The 17,518-nt window shown below is 58.1% G+C and carries 14 protein-coding genes; 6 read left to right on the top strand and 8 right to left on the bottom strand.

The genetic code is table 11. From position 1 onward, the window contains the following. Positions 1-8: 8 nt before the first annotated feature. The 4 genes from I9H07_RS10895 to I9H07_RS10910 form a co-directional block, all read right to left on the bottom strand. Positions 9-842: a carbohydrate ABC transporter permease gene (locus I9H07_RS10895; RefSeq protein WP_024673183.1), complete on the bottom strand. Its 834-nt coding sequence runs from the start codon at positions 840-842 to the stop codon at positions 9-11. A gap of 10 nt (positions 843-852) precedes the next feature. After that, positions 853-1,785 carry a carbohydrate ABC transporter permease gene (locus tag I9H07_RS10900; protein ID WP_024646927.1) on the bottom strand — a complete coding sequence of 311 codons (933 nt, stop codon included), beginning with the start codon at positions 1,783-1,785 and terminating at the stop codon, positions 853-855. Between the two features lie 87 nt (positions 1,786-1,872). Beyond that, positions 1,873-3,195, bottom strand: a complete 1,323-nt coding sequence (locus tag I9H07_RS10905; protein ID WP_024673184.1) for an ABC transporter substrate-binding protein — start codon at positions 3,193-3,195, stop codon at positions 1,873-1,875. Positions 3,196-3,435: 240 nt separating this feature from the next. Then, positions 3,436-4,341 carry an AraC family transcriptional regulator gene (locus tag I9H07_RS10910; protein ID WP_024673185.1) on the bottom strand — a complete coding sequence of 302 codons (906 nt, stop codon included), beginning with the start codon at positions 4,339-4,341 and terminating at the stop codon, positions 3,436-3,438. 130 nt (positions 4,342-4,471) lie between these two features. On the opposite strand from I9H07_RS10910, the gene cobF reads away from it, so the two are divergent. Beyond that, positions 4,472-5,230 carry a precorrin-6A synthase (deacetylating) gene (cobF, locus tag I9H07_RS10915; protein ID WP_024673186.1) on the top strand — a complete coding sequence of 253 codons (759 nt, stop codon included), beginning with the start codon at positions 4,472-4,474 and terminating at the stop codon, positions 5,228-5,230. Here the strand turns inward: cobF and I9H07_RS10920 are convergent. Together I9H07_RS10920 and I9H07_RS10925 are read right to left on the bottom strand one after the other, a co-directional pair. Beyond that, a complete protein-coding gene (locus I9H07_RS10920; protein WP_236425156.1) occupies positions 5,227-6,543 on the bottom strand; it encodes a glycosyltransferase in 1,317 nt (438 codons plus the stop codon). The two genes, cobF and I9H07_RS10920, sit on opposite strands and share 4 nt — an antisense overlap. Beyond that, a complete protein-coding gene (locus I9H07_RS10925) occupies positions 6,536-6,895 on the bottom strand; it encodes a response regulator (protein ID WP_024673188.1) in 360 nt (119 codons plus the stop codon). The genes I9H07_RS10920 and I9H07_RS10925 overlap by 8 nt, the downstream gene beginning before the upstream one ends. Positions 6,896-7,226: 331 nt before the next feature. Here I9H07_RS10925 and I9H07_RS10930 point away from each other — a divergent pair, with 331 nt between their 5' ends. The 5 genes from I9H07_RS10930 to I9H07_RS10950 all read left to right on the top strand — a co-directional run bounded on the left by I9H07_RS10930 (position 7,227) and on the right by I9H07_RS10950 (position 13,881). Further along, the gene (locus tag I9H07_RS10930; RefSeq protein WP_024673189.1) at positions 7,227-10,733 is read left to right on the top strand and encodes a response regulator; all 3,507 of its coding nucleotides are present in this window, start codon (positions 7,227-7,229) and stop codon (positions 10,731-10,733) included. Positions 10,734-10,782: 49 nt separating this feature from the next. Continuing rightward, positions 10,783-11,604 (top strand): CheR family methyltransferase, encoded by an 822-nt coding sequence (locus I9H07_RS10935; protein WP_024673190.1) that lies wholly within the window; start codon positions 10,783-10,785, stop codon positions 11,602-11,604. After that, a complete protein-coding gene (locus I9H07_RS10940; protein ID WP_024673191.1) occupies positions 11,601-12,215 on the top strand; it encodes a chemotaxis protein CheB in 615 nt (204 codons plus the stop codon). Before I9H07_RS10935 ends, I9H07_RS10940 begins: the two co-directional genes overlap by 4 nt. Further along, positions 12,209-13,390 (top strand): hybrid sensor histidine kinase/response regulator, encoded by a 1,182-nt coding sequence (locus I9H07_RS10945; protein ID WP_024673192.1) that lies wholly within the window; start codon positions 12,209-12,211, stop codon positions 13,388-13,390. Before I9H07_RS10940 ends, I9H07_RS10945 begins: the two co-directional genes overlap by 7 nt. A 113-nt stretch (positions 13,391-13,503) precedes the next feature. Next, entirely contained in the window at positions 13,504-13,881 is a 378-nt protein-coding gene (locus I9H07_RS10950; protein WP_007251816.1) for a response regulator, read from the top strand. 66 nt (positions 13,882-13,947) lie between these two features. Here the strand turns inward: I9H07_RS10950 and I9H07_RS10955 are convergent, their stop codons facing one another. Together I9H07_RS10955 and I9H07_RS10960 are read right to left on the bottom strand one after the other, a co-directional pair. Continuing rightward, positions 13,948-15,978 (bottom strand): response regulator, encoded by a 2,031-nt coding sequence (locus tag I9H07_RS10955; protein WP_058824563.1) that lies wholly within the window; start codon positions 15,976-15,978, stop codon positions 13,948-13,950. Next, positions 15,975-17,459 carry an ATPase domain-containing protein gene (locus I9H07_RS10960; RefSeq protein WP_058824562.1) on the bottom strand — a complete coding sequence of 495 codons (1,485 nt, stop codon included), beginning with the start codon at positions 17,457-17,459 and terminating at the stop codon, positions 15,975-15,977. The genes I9H07_RS10955 and I9H07_RS10960 overlap by 4 nt, the downstream gene beginning before the upstream one ends. Positions 17,460-17,518: the final 59 nt, after the last annotated feature.

The following is a 17,518-nucleotide window of genomic DNA, read 5'->3' on the forward strand; positions in this document are numbered from 1 at the left end:
GGCCGGGGCTATTTGACAGCGCCGAACGAAAGGCCACGAACCAGTTGTTTCTGACTGATCCAGCCGAAAATCAGGATGGGTGCGCACGCCAGGGTCGACACCGCTGACAGCTTGGCCCAGAACAACCCTTCAGGGCTGGAGTAGGAGGCGATCAGTGCGGTCAGCGGTGCCGCGGCGGACGACGTAAGATTCAGCGACCAGAACGCCTCGTTCCAGCACAGGATCAGCGACAGCAGCGCCGTTGAGGCCAGGCCGCCCTTGCAGATCGGCATCAGCACACGAAAGATTTCCTGGCGGGTGCTGGCCCCGTCCAGCCGCGAGGCTTCGAGGATTTCGCCGGGAATGTCCTTGAAGTAGGTGTAAATCATCCAGACCACAATCGGCAGGTTGATCAGCGTGTAGATGATGATCAGCGCCAGCCTTGAATCCAGCAGGCCAAAGGTCTTGGCCAGCAAGTAGATCGGCATCAGCACGCCCACCGGCGGCAGCATCTTGGTCGAGAGCATCCACAGCAGCGTGCGTTTGGTGCGTTTGGTCTCGAAGAACGCCATGGAATAGGCGGCAGGGATGGCGATCAGCATGGCCAGCACTGTGGCGCTGAAGGAAATCAGCACCGAGTTCCAGGCAAAGTGAAAGTAATCGCTGCGCTCCTGAATGTGCAGGTAGTTCTCCAGCGTCGGCGTGAAGAACAGCTGCGGCGGTGTGGCAAACGCGTCGATCTCGGTCTTGAAGCTGGTCAGCACCATCCAGAAGATCGGGAAGAACACCACCGCAGCGATCACCCAGGACAGGGTCCCGAGCAGCAGGCTTTGCACGCGGCGTGATTGCTTGAGGGTCATCATGGCAAGGTCCTCATGACTTGTCGGTGAGGTTTTTGCCGATCATCCGGATCAGGATGATCGCCGCGATGTTGGCAATGACGACGGCGATAAGCCCGCCCGCCGAGGCCATGCCGACGTCGAACTGCAGCAGTGCCTGGATGTAGATCAGGTACGCCAGGTTGGTCGAGGCAAAACCCGGCCCGCCATTGGTGGTGGTAAAGATCTCCGCGAACACCGAGAGCAGGAAGATCGTCTCGATCATCACCACGACCGCGATAGGGCGGGCCAGGTGCGGCAGGGTCAGGTGCCAGAAGATCGCAATCGGACCGGCACCGTCGAGGCGCGCCGCTTCTTTCTGTTCCTGATCCAGCGACTGCATGGCGGTCATCAGGATCAGAATGGCGAACGGCAGCCACTGCCAGGACACAATAATGATGATCGACAGCATCGGATAATGCGCAAACCAGTCGATCGGTTCGGCACCGAAGAACTTCCACACTGCCGCCAACACGCCGGAGACCGGATGAAAGATCAAGTTTTTCCAGATCAGGGCGCTGACCGTCGGCATGATGAAGAACGGCGAGATCAGCAGCACACGAACAATGCCGCGACCAAAGAACTCGCTGGCTTCCAGCAGCGCCGAAATCAGCACGCCGAGGATCACGCTGATCGCCAGTACGCTACCGACCAGCAGCAAGGTATTACCGGCACCGGGCAAAAAGCCGCTGTCGGTGACGAAATACTGAAAGTTCTCCAGCCCGACAAACTCGTTTTCGCCGGGTGACAGCAGGTTGTAGCGGATCAGCGAGAAATAAATGGTCATGCCCAGCGGCACGATCATCCAGATCAACAGCAGTGCGACGGAGGGGCTGACCAGAAACCAGCCTGGTTTGAACCGATGATGTTTGAGCGGGGGCTGATCGCCGGACAGGTCCGTACGTTCAGGAGTGGCTGAGGTAGTCATGGGGAGCTCCGAACCGGATTGCACCAAAGGTGTTGCGCAGGTGAGCGACAGGGCGCAAGCCGCAGCCTGCGCCCTGATGCAGGGCGTTTACTTCTTCGGGTAACCCGCCCGCTTCATGTCCCGCTCGGTGGCGGTCTGCGCATTGGCCAAGGATTTTTCAACAGTGGACTGGCCGATCAGTGCGGCAGAGAACTGCTGGCCGACACTGGTGCCGATAGCCTGGAACTCAGGAATCGTGACCAGTTGAATGCCGACATAAGGCACGGGTTTGAGCGTTGGCGACTTGGGATCAACCTTCTTCAACGACTCCAGCGTGATGTTGGCGAACGGTGCGGCTTTCTTGTACTCATCGGTGTAGGTCGAAGCGCGAGTGCCTGGCGGTACGTTGGACACGCCGTCGGTGTCGGCCACCAGCTTGGCGTACTCTTTCGAGGTTGCCCATTGCGTGAACTCGGCAGCGTCCTTGGTGTTCTTGGCGCTGGTCGGGATCGCCAGCGACCACGAATACAGCCACGATGAACCTTTGTCGGTGACCTCGTGCGGCGCGTAGGTAAAGCCTACGCTGTCAGCCACTTTGCTTTGTTTCTTGTCGGTGACGAATGAGCCGGCAACGCTGGCGTCTACCCAGATCGCACACTTGCCGCTGTTGAACAGCGCGAGGTTTTCGTTGAAACCGTTGCTGGAGGCGCCCGGCGGGCCGGATTTTTTCAGAGTATCGACGTAGTAGGTCAGCGCGTTCTTCCATTCCGGCTGATCGAACTGAGGCTTCCACTGCTCATCGAACCAGCGGCCGCCATAGGCGTTGGCCAGTGTGGTGATCAGCGCCATGTTCTCGCCCCAGCCCGCCTTGCCACGCAGGCAAAGGCCGTACTGTTCCTTGGACTTGTCAGTCAGTTTGCCTGCATATTCTGCGATCTGCGTCCAGGTCGGGCGTTCCGGCATGGTCAGGCCAGCCGCTTTGAACAGGTCAGTGCGGTAGTAGGTGATCGACGCTTCGGCGTAAAACGGCAGGGCGAACAGTTTGCCGTCCACCGACAGGCCGTCACGCACCGACGGGAAGACATCGTCCAGCTCATAACTGGCTGGCAAGTCCTTCATTTCCTGCAACCAGCCTTTCTGGCCCCAGAGTGAGGCTTCGTACATGCCGATGGTCAGTACGTCGAACTGGCCGCCCTTGGTGGCGATGTCGGTGGTCAGGCGTTGGCGCAGGACGTTCTCTTCCAGCACCACCCAGTTGAGCTTGATGTCGGGGTGCTTTTCTTCAAAGGTCTTGGAGAGGCGCTGCATGCGAATCATGTCGCTGTTGTTGACCGTGGCGATGGTCACGGTCCCGGCGGTGGCGCTGCCACTGAACACGAAACAGGTGCTGAGGACGGAACTGGCGAGCAGAAGTTTTGCTGAGGTCTTCATTGATCACTCCTCTTCCACGCCCAGTGAGCAGTAGAAGGATGGTTATTGTTTTTTTCTCTTCCGGAGGTGAGGAAGATGTGGGCTGATTACAACGGCGTTCGGTCTGAAAGACAAATCCTGCACTGCACTCTGACTGATACTTTTTTGCACCCGGCTATTGAGAGGCGATACAGCGCAATCGCCCTTGGGCAAGCTTTGAGGCAATTGCAGCGTAGACGAAGATCGTGCAGCGAGGGCAAATCAGTACAGGTTTTGCTCGGTCAGGCGCTGTACGGCGAGGCGGCGGTAGTGCGAAGGCGTCATGCCCTTGAGCTGCTGAAAGCGCCGGTTGAAGTTGGAAATATTGTTGAAACCCGATTCGAAGCACACGTCAGTCACCGGTTTGTCGCCATCGGCCAGCAGTTCACAGGACTTGCTGATGCGTAGCCGGTTGACGAATTCCACGAAACAGCGCCCGGTGGCCTGCTTGAACACTCTGGAAAAGTAGGTGGGTTTCATGCCCAGATAGTCCGCCACTTCTTCAAGCGGCAGTTCCCGACTGTAATGAGCAAAAATGTAGTCCACGGCGCGGTTGGTGCGATCGACACTGTGTTCGTCTGCGGTGTGCGCGACGGCCGTGCCCGACAGCAACTGGTAGTCGTCGCTGGCTGCCAACAGTTCAAGCAGAATGAAAAAGTGCCCGAGGCGCGTGACGCCGCTGGAGTCGGCAATCTTCTGCATCTGCTTCATCGCCTGACGAATCGTACGCTTGCAACGGAATTCGATCCCGTAGCGGGCGCGCTCCAACAGTGGCGTGAGCGTTCTGAGTTCGGCAAACACCTGATTGCCGCTTTCCAGCAATTCGTCGGTAAAGTTGACCAGCATGTCGCGCTTGGGCACCACCTGGCCCTCGTCGACCTGACTGATCCAGTTGTGCGGCAGGTTAGGGCCGGTCAGGAACAGGCTGGCAGGATTGAAATTGCCGATGTAATCGCCGACAAACACCTTGCCGGAGCTGGCAACGATCAGGTGCAGTTCGTATTCCTTATGGAAGTGCCAGCGCACCAGCGGGCAGGGGAACCCATGCTCGCGATAGATGATCGACAGGCCGTTGTGGTCGTCCATCAGCTCGTAGGACGGGTCGGCGATTCTTGTTGTTTTATTCATGGCTTCGTCGTGTTCAGCAATTGCCAGAGCCGTAATGTGCCTGATTTTTTACTTCAGTGCGTCATCCTCAGCGAAAAATCGCCTACGATCAGACGCTCGACCTGACTGGCCACGCGGGAGTTTTCGCTCGATGAAACAGATCCTTCTGATTGGCATGGGCGCTGGTGATCCCGAGCAGATTACCGTGCAGGCGATCAATGCCCTGAATCGCGCCGAGGTGATCTTCGTTCTCGACAAAGGCTATGTCGACGACGAGCTTTTGCAGCTGCGCAAGGCGGTCTGTGAGCGCTATATCACTCATCAGCGCTACCGGATCGTCCAGGTTCAGGACCCCAGGCGCGAAAACGATCCGGATGTCTATGAGCGGGGCATTGAGCACTGGCATGAGCAGCGTGCGGCATTATTCGAACGGCTTATCGGTGATGAACTGAAGGCGCAGCAGGTCGGCGCATTTCTGGTGTGGGGCGATCCGTCGCTGTACGACAGCACGCTGCGTATCCTTGATCGGGTACTGGCGCGGGGCAGCGAGGCATTCGACTATCAGGTGATTCCCGGCATCACCAGCGTCCAGGCCCTGGTGGCCCGGCATCGTGTACCGCTCAACCGGATCGGTGAGTCGATCCACATCACCACCGGCCGACGCCTGGCGGCCATGCCCGCTGAAGTACCAGAAAATGTGGTGGTGATGCTCGACGCGCAGTGCAGCTTCGAGCGTCATGTCGGGCAGGGGCTGGACATCTATTGGGGTGCCTACCTGGGCACGCCGGATGAAATACTGGTTGCCGGCCGGCTCGACGACGTCTGTGAACAGATCAAGCGGCTGCGCGCCGAGGCCCGCAGCCGCAAGGGCTGGATCATGGATACGTATTTGCTACGCAGGCCAATCTAGACGCCAGCATCCTTGTGGCGATTCTTGGCTTCGATCCATTGCGCCATGTATTTGGTACTTTTATGGTGGTGATGCCGAAGCATGGCGCCGGTGAAGTTGGCCAGTCGATGGGCGGGCAAGTTACTGCGCAGGGCCTCGACGCGCGCCATCAGGCTGGCGCTGTGCTGCTGGTGCCGGTAACGCGCCTGCAGCAGCACCCAACCCGCACGCTGCGCCTCCAGCCATAGACTGCGGTCGCGATAGAGCTGAACTGCCGCAGCGGCGATCTGCGCCGCATCACTGGCAATCACGCCTGGCCACGGCAGGCCGCCGCTCATGGCTTCTGCGCCGATGGGCGTGGTCACTGACGGTGTGCCGCAGAGCATGGCGTCCATCAATTTGCCTTTGATCCCGGCACCAAAGCGCAACGGGGCCAGACAGACGCGTGCCTGCGACATGACCTGCAGCGCATCTTCAGCCCACTGCATGATGTGGAAGCCCTGTGCCGCATTGTGCAGGGCAGTCGCTTTAGGCGGCGTATAGGCCCCATAGATGTGCAACTGTGCGTCGGGCAATTGCTGCCTGATCAGCGGCCAGATGGCAGTTTTCATCCACAGTACAGCGTCCCAATTGGGCGCGTGGCGAAAGTTGCCGATACTCAGGAAGTGCGCGCGCTCCTCGAATGGCGTGGCGTGCTCAGGCACAGCATTGATCATCAGCGGGCACCAGTGCAGCAGCGAGGCCGCTAGCCCGAACTGATCGGTCAGCAGGTCGATTTCCACGTCCGACGTCATCAGATTGAGGTCGCAGCGATACAGCGAGGCGACCTCGCGCTGCGCCAGATCGCTGGCGGCAATCTGCGCGAACAGCTCGCTTGCTGACGATGCAAAAAGGCCCTGCAGATCGTCGGGCCGGTCTTTGAACAGCTGATGCCGTGCATGACGCAAGCTCTGAAAATCCGAGGTTTCCAGAATACGCAGGGCATCCGGGCACTGCTGTTCGACGCGCCAGCCAAACTGCTCCTCGATCATGAACTGATCGAACAGCACGGCGTGGGGCTGCAACCCGGCCACAAACGTGTCAAAAGTGCTGCTGTTAAGGGCGATCCGGACCTCGTGGATGCCCAGGCTGACCAGATCGGCGCGGTGTTCGCCTTCAGTCGCAGGGCTGGCAAAGGTGATCTGCCAGTCATGCTCCAGAAAACACTGGATCAGCTGCATCATGTGCCCGCTGGCTGCAGACGAGCGCGGCTCGGGCCAGACATAGCCGATAATCAGCAGCCGGTTTTTTGTGTGTTCGCGGGAAAGGGCAGGCGCAGCGTCGAGACTAGACAAGAATGCTTTTTACCTTGTCGCGCAACTGGTCGATGGAGAACGGCTTGCCGATGGAGTGCATGCCCGGTGGAACGTCGATGTTCTCGGAGTAGCCACTGGCGAACAGTACCGGCAGCTCCGGGCGCAGCTCGATGACTTTTTTGGCCAGCACGGTGCCTTTCATGTCAGGCAGCCCCTGATCGGTCATCAGCAGATCGATGCGATTGCTGGAATCGGTCACCAACTCCAGCGCAGAGGTCGCGTCTTCAGCCTCAAGCACGGTGTACTCCAGCTCTTCGAGCACGTCGACAATCAGCATGCGCACAATGGCGTCGTCTTCGACCACAAGAATGGTGCTCGCAGCGTCCGGCATGGTTGACTCCTTAAAGCCTTAATGGGGTTGTCACGCAAACAGCGCTGAATGCCATGCATCCTGCTTTATTGGCTCGGCATCGCCAAGCCGCTCTGTCCGCTATTGGTACAGTCTATGTATCAGTAAGTAAAAACGGTAGGGAAGTTCAATGGGTGAACAAATACCGGGAATCGCGACGACAATTCAGGGTCCATGCGTCAAGCGCACAGATGTCGGCGTGCTTATCGCCGATTTATGTGTGAAATTTCAATCCTCTATGTGAGAAATGAGAGTGTTTTTCGTAGGATTGCGGCAAACTCTGTTGTTTTGATCCATTTGTCAGGGATATTTCATGAATCGGACGTCTGTCGTCGATGAGCAGCGCTTTCGCAAGTTACTGGGACGTAACGTAGGCTTGCCACTGGGTGTCGGTGTGCTGAGTGCAGTTTTCTTCATCCTGTTGATCAGTTATCTGCTGGCGGCGATTCAGTGGGTCGAGCACACCGACCGGGTTATCAATAACACCAACCGCTCGATGAAGCTCTCCATCGACATGGAAACCGGCATGCGCGGTTTTCTGCTGACCGGCGATCAGCACTTCCTCGACCCTTACGAGCTGGCCAAGCCGTTGCTGGCCGCTGAACTGGAAGGCCTGATGAGCCTGGTGGAAGACAACCCCACGCAACAGGACCGATTCAGGCGTCTTTCCACCATGCAGCAAGAGTGGAACGCTTTTGCCCAGCAGATGATCGACCTGCGGCGCAACAATGGCGACTTTCTGGCGCCGGTCCTGGCGGGGCGGGGCAAGCGAATTACCGATCAGATCCGCACCGAGTATGAGCAAGCGGTGGAAATGGAGCAGCAGCTTCGCCTGACGCGCAATGCCGAGGTGACGCGCAGTACGGTGCTTTCGGTCTCGCTGTACCTGATATTCGTGGTGATTGTCAGCGGCATCCTGGCGTATATCGGCCGCAGAGACCTGATGTCTCTTTCGGGCACCTACAGCGAAAATATCAGGTTGCAGGAAATCAATGCCGAACGGCTGCAAAAGGTGGCTTGGCTGCGCAATGGTCAGAGCGAGCTGGCGGAGCAGGTGCTTGGGCAACTGACACTCAACATGCTTGGCGGCCACATCCTGCAGTTTCTGACCCGTTACCTGGGCGCTTCGGTGGGGGCGGTGTATATCCGCCAGGAGCATGGTGGCCTGTCGCGTGTAGCATCCTACGGTTTTTCCCGCGAGCAGGAGCAGCAGGCGCAGGTCATCCACAGTGACGAAGGCATCGTCGGCCAGGCGGCACGACAGAAGCGGATCATCACCCTGGATGATCTGCCGGAAGGCTATTTTTTCAAGGTGGCTTCGGGTCTTGGCGAAGGATCACCTCGCAGCGTGATCGTCGTGCCTACCAGTAATGACGATCAGATCAACGGGGTCATCGAGCTGGGCTTTTTGCGCCCTCTGACCGAGCAGGACATCGAGTTTCTGGAGTTGGTTTCCGAAAACGTCGGTACGTCCATAGAAGCGGCACGTTATCGTCAGCGCTTGCAGGAAGTGCTCGCCGAAACCCAGCAGCTCAACGAAGAATTGCAAGTGCAGCAGGAAGAGTTGCGAACCGCCAACGAAGAACTCGAAGAGCAGTCGCGTATTCTCAAGGAGTCCCAGGCGCACCTGGAAACCCAACAGGCCGAACTGGAGCAGACCAACGAGCAACTGGCCGATCAAGGCAAGGCGCTGGCTGAGCAGCGTGATGCGCTGGACCGGAACAATGAAGAGTTGAGCATCGCTCAAACCGAATTGCAGGCCCGGGCAGACGAGCTGCAACGCTCCAGCAAATACAAGTCTGAATTTCTCGCCAATATGTCCCATGAGCTGCGCACGCCGCTCAACAGTTCGTTGATTCTCGCCAAATTGCTGGCCGAGAACCCGAAAGAAAACCTCACCGCCGAACAGGTCAAGTTCGCCGAGTCGATCTATTCGGCTGGCAACGACCTGCTGAACCTGATCAACGACATTCTGGACATCTCCAAGGTCGAAGCCGGCAAGCTGGAAGTGCGTCCGGAGAACAGCAGCGTGCCGCGTCTCGTGGAAGGCCTGCGCTCCATGTTCATGCCGCTGGCCGCCGAGAAGAAGCTGGCATTCTCGGTCGATATACAGGCGGGCGCGCCGACCATGCTGTTCACCGACCGCCAGCGTCTGGAGCAGATTCTCAAAAACCTGCTGTCCAACGCGATCAAGTTCACCGAAGCGGGCGCGGTCAGCATGATCGTCTCTCGGCAGCCAGGCGCGGGCATCGTGTTCAGCGTGCGTGATTCGGGCATCGGCATCGCGGAAGAGCATCAGCAGGGCATTTTCGAGGCATTCCGTCAGGCCGACGGCACGACCAACCGGCGTTACGGCGGCACAGGTCTTGGGTTGTCGATTTCCCGGGATCTGGCGGCACTGCTGGGCGGATCAATCGGCGTCACCAGCGCGCCGGGGCAGGGCAGTATCTTCACACTCGTGCTGCCGGAGCAATACATCGAGCAGGGCTCGGTTGAATCCGGTATTGATCCGGTCGTCGTCGCTCCCACCGCTCAGCGCCTGCCTGCGCCCGTTGCACCGGTCATTCAGCCGCCTGCACTGGTCGAGCCAGCGGCACCGGTGTTCGCCGATGACCGCGAAAAGGCGCCGTTCCAGCGGCGCTGTATTCTGGTCATCGAAGATGAAGTGCGATTCGCGCAGATTCTGTTCGATCTGGCCCACGAACTGGGCTACGACTGCCTGGTCGCGCACGCTGCCGATGACGGCTTCAACCTCGCCGCACGCTATACGCCCGACGCCATCCTGCTGGACATGCGCCTGCCGGATCACTCCGGCCTGACCGTGTTGCAGCGCCTCAAGGAGCTGGCCCCGACCCGACACATTCCGGTGCATGTCATTTCGGTCGAGGACCGTCAGGAGGCGGCGCTGCACATGGGCGCCATTGGCTACGCAGTCAAACCGACCACGCGTGAAGAGCTCAAGGACGTGTTTGCCAAGCTGGAGGCCAAGCTGACCCAGAAGGTCAAGCGCATCCTGCTGGTCGAAGACGACGCGTTGCAGCGTGACAGCATTGCGCGGCTGATCGGTGACGACGACATTGAAATCACCGCGGTAGGTTTTGCTCAGGAAGCGCTGGACCTGCTGCGCGATCATGTTTACGACTGCATGATCATCGACCTGAAGCTGCCGGACATGCTGGGTAACGAGTTGCTCAAGCGCATGTCGACGGAGGATATCTGTTCGTTCCCGCCGGTCATTGTCTACACCGGGCGCAACATGACCCGCGATGAAGAGGCCGAGCTGATGAAGTACTCGCGCTCGATCATCATCAAAGGCGCACGCTCACCCGAGCGGCTGCTGGACGAAGTGACCCTGTTCCTGCACAAGGTCGAGTCGCAGCTCTCCAATGAGCGGCAGAAGATGCTCAAAACCGCACGCAGCCGGGACAAGGTATTCGAAGCGCGCAAGATTCTCGTGGTCGACGACGATGTGCGCAATATCTTCGCCCTGACCAGTGCGCTGGAGCACAAGGGCGCAGTGGTGGAAATCGCCCGCAATGGTTTCGAAGCGATCGCGAAGCTCAACGAGGTCGAAGATATCGATCTGGTGCTGATGGACGTGATGATGCCCGAGATGGACGGCTACGAGGCGACCATCGAGATCCGCAAGGACCCGCGCTGGCGCAAACTGCCGATTATCGCGGTGACTGCCAAGGCCATGAAGGATGATCAGGAGCGTTGCCTGCAGGCCGGTTCCAACGATTATCTGGCCAAGCCTATCGACCTGGACCGCCTGTTTTCGCTGATTCGTGTCTGGCTGCCGAAAATGGAGCGTATCTGAATGAGCGCAGCCCTGCCGTGCCGCGTCCGTGCCAGTGCGGGACTTCGTTATGCCGCTTGATCGAAGTGTCGACATCGAACTCAGGCTGCTGATAGAGGCGATCTACCTCAAGTACAGCTATGACTTTCGAGATTATTCTGGCGCGTCCGTCAAACGGCGTGTGACGCATGCCCTGCGCCAGTTCGAATGCAGCACCATTTCTGCGTTGCAGGAACGGGTGCTCCACGATCCTGCGGCGTTCATGCAGCTGTTGCAGATTCTTACCATTCCCGTGAGCGAGATGTTCCGCGATCCCGCGCACTTTCTGGCGATCCGCACGGAGGTGGTGCCGTTGCTGCGCACCTATCCGTCCATCAAGGTCTGGATTGCCGGTTGCAGTACGGGAGAGGAAGTCTATTCCATGGCCATTCTGCTGCGCGAAGAGGGTCTGCTCGAGAAGACCATCATTTACGCAACCGACATCAACCCCTATTCGCTGGAGAAGGCCAAACAGGGTATTTTCTCCATGGAGAACCTGCGGACCTACACCGAGAACTATCGGAACTCCGGCGGCCAGCGCAATTTCACCGATTACTACACCTCGGCTTACGATTACGCGATTTTCGACAAAACGCTTCGCGAGAATGTGACCTTCGCTGATCACAGTCTGGCGACGGATAGCGTATTTTCCGAGACTCAATTTATTTCTTGCCGTAACGTATTGATTTATTTCAATAAAAAGTTGCAAGATCGCGCGTTCGGCTTGTTTCACGAGTCGCTGAGTCATCGTGGCTTTCTGGCGCTGGGCAGCAAAGAGACGCTCGATTTTTCCGCTTACGGCGACGCTTTCGAGACGTTGATCAAGCCTGAGCGGATCTATCGCAAACTATGAAAACCGATTTCAGTGCCGACTCGACCGGTAACGGCTTGCCCATCGTCGATGCGATTGTCGTGGGCGCGTCAGCCGGCGGGGTAGAGGCGTTGCTGAGAATATTCAGCACGCTACGGCCCGGTTTCAGTTTGCCTATATTGACGGTGCTGCATTTGCCGGATGATCGACGCAGCCAACTGGCGAATGTGTTCCAGAATCGTTTGCCGATACCCGTCAAGGAGGCCGATGACAAGGAGGATATCGTGCCCGGCACGCTCTATTTCGCCCCGGCGGGTTACCACCTCTCAGTGGAGTCTGACCGAAGCCTGTCGTTGAGCCAGGAGGAGCGGGTGTTTTATTCGCGGCCGAGCATCGACATTCTGTTTGATTCGGCTGCGGACGCCTATGGCTCGCGGCTGGCGGGCGTGCTGCTGACCGGTGCCAATAACGATGGCGCGCGAGGTTTGCTGCAGGTCAGGAAATACGGTGGTTTCACGGTGATACAGGACCCTTTGCAAGCCCAGGCCTCGACCATGCCCGAGGCCGCTCTGGCGCTGCAATCGCCTGATTACCTTCTTTCTCTGAATGATATTGGCCGATTGCTGGTCGAGCTGGAACGAACCGCATGTTAAGTGAAATTCAGGCCAAGCTGCTTATCGTCGACGACCTGCCGGAAAACCTGCTGGCGCTCGATGCATTGATCAAGCGCGAAGACCGCATCGTATTCAAGGCCCTGTCGGCTGACGAGGCGCTGTCGCTGCTGTTGCAGCACGAGTTCGCCTTGGCCATTCTCGACGTGCAGATGCCAGGCATGAACGGGTTCGAGCTGGCAGAGATGATGCGCAGCACGGAAAAGACCAAGAACATCCCGATCGTGTTTGTCAGCGCTGCCGGTCGAGAGCTGAATTACGCCTTCAAGGGCTATGAAAGCGGGGCGGTGGATTTTCTGCACAAGCCGCTGGATATTCATGCGGTGAAGAGCAAGGTCAATGTCTTCGTCGATCTGTATCGACAGCGCAAGGCCATGAAAATCCAGCTCGAAGAACTGGAGCGCAGTCGCCAGGAGCAAGAGCTGCTGCTCAAGCGCCTGCAGTCCACTCAGGGCGAGCTTGAGCATGCGGTGCGCATGCGCGATGACTTCATGTCGATCGTCTCCCATGAGGTGCGCACGCCGCTCAATGGTCTGATTCTGGAAACCCAGCTGCGCAAATTGCATCTGGCCAAGGACAACGCCGCAGCGTTCACTATGGAAAAGCTGCGCGCCATGGTGGACCGCGATGAGCGGCAGATTCAAAGCCTCATCCGGCTGATCGAAGACATGCTTGATGTGTCGAGAATTCGCACGGGTAAATTGTCGATCCGGCCCAGCCCGTTTGATTTGAGCGAGCTGGTCACCCAGTTGCTGGAAAGCTTCGCTGCGCAGATTGCCGCTGCCCACTCCAGCATCACGCTGGTTGCCGACGAACCGGTGATTGGCGTCTGGGATGAGTTCCGCATCGAGCAGGTAGTAGCCAATCTGCTGACCAACGCGTTGCGTTATGGGGCACGCAAGCCTGTCGAAGTGCGTGTGTTCGGCAAGGAAGGTCACGCGTATATCGAAGTCACGGACCAGGGCATCGGTATCACGCCTGAAAACCAGAAGCGTATCTTTCAGCAATTTGAGCGTGTCACGAGCAACCACGCGGTTGCCGGGCTGGGGCTCGGGCTGTTTATTTCCGAGCAGATTGTGATGGCCCATGGTGGCCGTATCGAGGTTGAAAGCGAGGAGGGCGTGGGGTCTACCTTCCGGATTTGTCTGCCTTTGTAGCGCGTTGCTGCAACTGATAGCCACTGGCGATCAAGTTTAATCAGAGTTGCGCGCAACCTCCCATGACGGCTGTGGTCGTAATGGCAGCTATTTATAAGATCGAAGGCAGTTCAATGAGCGCTGATGCAGAAAACGTCGTACTAATCGTCGAAGACGAACCGCTGATCCTGATGTTGCTGGCCGATTATCTGTCAGGGGTGGGCTATCGCGTCCTTCAGGCGGAAAACGGTGAGCAGGCTTTCGAGATTCTGGCCACCAAGCCTCATCTGGACCTGATGATCACCGATTACAGATTGCCGGGCGGCATTTCGGGCGTGCAGATCGCCGAGCCCGCCGTCATGCTGCGTCCGGAATTGAAAGTGATCTTCATCAGTGGCTATCCGGCGGAAATTCTGGAATCCGGCAGCCCGATTGCCGCCAAGGCGCCGATTCTGGCCAAGCCGTTCACGATGGAAACCTTGCAGTCCAAGATTCAGAGCCTGCTGGCCTAACGCTGCCTGCCGCCCGACCGGCCAAGAGCGTTGCATGCCACGACCATTGAATGAAGAAGCCTGATCTCAGGCTTCGATCATTTCCCGCACTTTCGAGGTCAGGTGGTCAAAGGCGAACGGCTTGGTGATCAATTGCATGCCGGTTTCCAGAAAGCCTGCGCGCACCGCGGCATGCTCGGCATAGCCAGTAATGAACAGCACCTTCAGCTCTGGCCTTAACTGGCGAGCGATTTCGGCCAGTTGTCGACCATTCATCCCCGGCAGCCCTACGTCACTGATCAACAGATCGATACGCTGCCCCGATTCAAGAATGGGCACGGCACCCGGCGCGTCACTGGCCTCGATAAAGGCATAGCCCAGTTCGCTCAGTACTTCGCTGACCAGCGCGCGGACGGCGGAATCATCTTCCACGATCAGCACGGTTTCGCCGTCTTCAGCGCAAATCGCATGGCTCTGAAAACTTTGCTCATCGTCATTCTGCAGCCCCTGAAAGCGCGGCAGGAACAATTGCACGGTGGTGCCCTGACCGACTTCACTGCTGATCGAAACATGGCCGTGCGACTGTTTGCTGAAGCCGTAGATCATCGACAGACCGAGGCCGGTGCCTTGACCAATCGGTTTAGTGGTGAAAAACGGATCAAACGCGCGATTGATCACCGCTTCCGGCATGCCGCAGCCGGTATCACTGACACTCAACACCACATAATCGCCCGGCAGCAGGTTTTCATGGGCGTTGGTGAAGGTCTTGTCCAGTTGCCGGTTGAATGTCTCGACCACCAGTTCACCACCCTCGGACATCGCGTCGCGTGCATTGAGTACCAGGTTGAGCAGCGCGTTTTCCAGCTGGTTGGGGTCGGCTTCGGCGGTCCATAAATCTTCCGCCAGCCGCACCTGCAGTCGGGTGCTCTCGTTGACGCTGCGGCGCAACAGCTCATCCATGGCGCTGACCAGATGGTTCATGTTCACTGGCTTGGAGTCCAGCGACTGGCGACGCGAGAACGCCAGCAGGCGATGGGTAAGGGCGGCAGCGCGATTGGCTGAGGTCACACCCAGATCGATCAGGCTTTCCAGTTCCTGCACCTGGCCGCGCGCCACACGTCTTCTGATCAGCTCAAGGCTGCCGATGATGCCGGTCAGCATATTGTTGAAGTCGTGGGCGATACCGCCAGTCAACTGACCCACCGCTTCCATCTTTTGCGACTGACGCAGTACTTCTTCCTTATGACGCAACTGGGTGGTGCGTTCTTCGACCTGCTGCTCAAGGGTTTCGTTGAGGCGGCGCAACTGGGATTCGGCCTGTTTGCGTTCGGTGATGTCCGACGTCACGCCGACCAGTGTGCTGACCCGGTCGTTCTCGCTGTGAATCGCGCGTGCGCGCACGTCCACCCAGTTGAGTGAGCCATCAGGCCAGACATTGCGGTATTCGATGATGAAGTCCACGCCGGAATCCAGACTGCGCTGTAGCGCTGACTGCATGCGTGGCTGATCTTCCGAGTAGACGACTGACAACCAGTTGTCATAACTGAACGCTTCGTGCTCATCCAGACCGAAATGCGCCTTGGTGATGGCCGAGCAGCTCAGCTTCAGGTTCTCCGCCTGCAATTGCCACGAGCCAAGACGTCCGGCTTTCAAGGCGTTCTGCAGGCTGCGTTCGCTTTCGTGCAGATCTTCGATTCGCGCCCTGGCTTCATATTGTCGCCTTCGACCGCGCACTGCTGTGGTCACCAGACTCACCAGTGTCACCGGATGAAACGGGCGTTCCAGAAAGGTCACATTGCCGAGAAGGTTACCCAGACGGGCGGACGGATTGTGTTCCGGTCCGCCGTGATGGGTGAGCAAGACGATGGGCAGGTCAGACCACGCGGGTTGCCGTTCCAGCATATTCAGTAGCGGGTTGATATCGCCGTTTTGCAGCGCTTCATCGGCGATGACCGCAAGGCCCGCGCCGTCGCCCAGCTCTTTGACCAGATCCGTCAGGTCGTTGACCACTGCTGCCGGGAAGCCCGCTTCTTCGAGTATTCGCAGGGCAATCCGGTTGTCTCGTCCTCGGGGCGCGAGAATGATTGCGCGTTCGGATAACTGACCCGGAATACTCACAGATCTTCATCCACCAGGAGTGGCTTTTTGTCGCCCATATAATTGGGAATTCCGCCCAATACGCCCTGGAAGGCATCCAGTGGCTCGCCGATGGTCAAGCCATTCGAGCTGATACGGTATTCGCGAATGGTCGACTCGTGCGTGCCGGTACGCTTTTTGATAACCGATACAGCCCGACGCACCTGACCCAGTGCCTCGAAATAGCGCAGCAGGATCACGCTGTCGGCGAGATAGGTGATATCGACCGGAGAGCGCATGTCACCCACCAGCCCGTGCTGCGCGACAGTGATGAATGTCGAGGCGCCTTGCCGATTGAGGTAGAGCAGCAGTTCATGCATGTGCAAAATCAGCGCGCTTTCTTCCGGCATCGCGGCCTGATAGCCATTGATACTGTCGATGATCACGGTTTTTATCTGCTTGCGGTCCACCGCGCTTCGTACCCGATGCGCGAACTCACCGGGAGACAGTTCAGCCGCGTCGATTTGCTCGATCAGCAGATTACCGGTGTCCTTCAGTGCGCGAAGGTCAATCCCGAGCTTGAGCATGCGCTCGAACAGCAGGCCCATCTCTTCATCGAAGATGAACAGACCGACTCGCTCGCCGCGTGCAACAGCCTGCACTGCAAATACCAGCGATATCAGTGACTTGCCCGTACCGGCCGGGCCAAGAATCAAAGTGCTGGAACCACTCTCGATTCCACCGCCCAACAGTTTGTCGAGCCCTTCGATCCCGCTGCTCATCTGCGTGCGTGGGAAGTCCGAGCGGTATTCAGCGGCCACCAGGCGCGGGAATACCTGTATGCCGCCATGAGCAATGGTGAAATCGTGGTAGCCGCCCCGGTACTTCTGACCGCGGTATTTGACGATCTTGACGCGCCTGCGCTCGGCACCGTAGATCGGCGTCAGCGATTCGAGGCGGATCACGCCGTGGGCGACACTGTGTACGGTTTTGTCGAGCGCTTCGGTGGTCAGGTCATCCAGCAACAGTACTGTCGCGTTGTAGCGACTGAAGTAATGCTTGATGGCCAGAATCTGGCGACGATAGCGCAAGGAGCTCTGCGCCAGCAGGCGAATTTCCGAAAGGCTGTCGATGACTACTCGCGCGGGTTTCACGCGCTCGACCACCTCGAAGATGTGGCGCGTGGCCTCACCGAGTTCCAGGTCAGACGAGTAGAGCAGGCTCTGATGGTGATCGGAGTCCAGCAGGTTCTCGGGCGGGGTCAATTCGAAAATATTGATCTCGTCAGCCAGTTCCCAGCCGTGCGACGCCGCGCCTTCGCGAAGCTCGTGTTCGGTCTCGGACAGGGTGATGTACAACGACACTTCACCCGCGTCCGCTCCCGCTTGTAAAAACTGAAGTGCTACGGTTGTCTTGCCGGTTCCGGGTTCGCCTTCAAGAAGGAAAACATGATTGCGTGAAAGACCCCCTGACAGGATGTCGTCCAGACCTTCAATCCCGGTTGCCGCTTTTGACGTATTCAAGTATCGCCCTCTGATAACCCATGTAGGTTTTAATACCGCTTAACTCTGGACCACCCCAC

The sequence above is a fragment of the Pseudomonas syringae genome, from assembly GCF_023278085.1.
In the GTDB taxonomy this organism is placed as follows: Bacteria; Pseudomonadota; Gammaproteobacteria; order Pseudomonadales; family Pseudomonadaceae; genus Aquipseudomonas; species Aquipseudomonas syringae_Q.

Coding starts and splice junctions, on each gene's coding strand:
- I9H07_RS10895 (WP_024673183.1), bottom strand. CDS start 842: ATGATGACCCTCAAGCAATCACGCCGCGTGCAAAGCCTGCTGCTCGGG.
- I9H07_RS10900 (WP_024646927.1), bottom strand. CDS start 1,785: ATGACTACCTCAGCCACTCCTGAACGTACGGACCTGTCCGGCGATCAG.
- I9H07_RS10905 (WP_024673184.1), bottom strand. CDS start 3,195: ATGAAGACCTCAGCAAAACTTCTGCTCGCCAGTTCCGTCCTCAGCACC.
- I9H07_RS10910 (WP_024673185.1), bottom strand. CDS start 4,341: ATGAATAAAACAACAAGAATCGCCGACCCGTCCTACGAGCTGATGGAC.
- cobF (WP_024673186.1), top strand. CDS start 4,472: ATGAAACAGATCCTTCTGATTGGCATGGGCGCTGGTGATCCCGAGCAG.
- I9H07_RS10925 (WP_024673188.1), bottom strand. CDS start 6,895: ATGCCGGACGCTGCGAGCACCATTCTTGTGGTCGAAGACGACGCCATT.
- I9H07_RS10930 (WP_024673189.1), top strand. CDS start 7,227: ATGAATCGGACGTCTGTCGTCGATGAGCAGCGCTTTCGCAAGTTACTG.
- I9H07_RS10935 (WP_024673190.1), top strand. CDS start 10,783: ATGCCGCTTGATCGAAGTGTCGACATCGAACTCAGGCTGCTGATAGAG.
- I9H07_RS10940 (WP_024673191.1), top strand. CDS start 11,601: ATGAAAACCGATTTCAGTGCCGACTCGACCGGTAACGGCTTGCCCATC.
- I9H07_RS10945 (WP_024673192.1), top strand. CDS start 12,209: ATGTTAAGTGAAATTCAGGCCAAGCTGCTTATCGTCGACGACCTGCCG.
- I9H07_RS10950 (WP_007251816.1), top strand. CDS start 13,504: ATGAGCGCTGATGCAGAAAACGTCGTACTAATCGTCGAAGACGAACCG.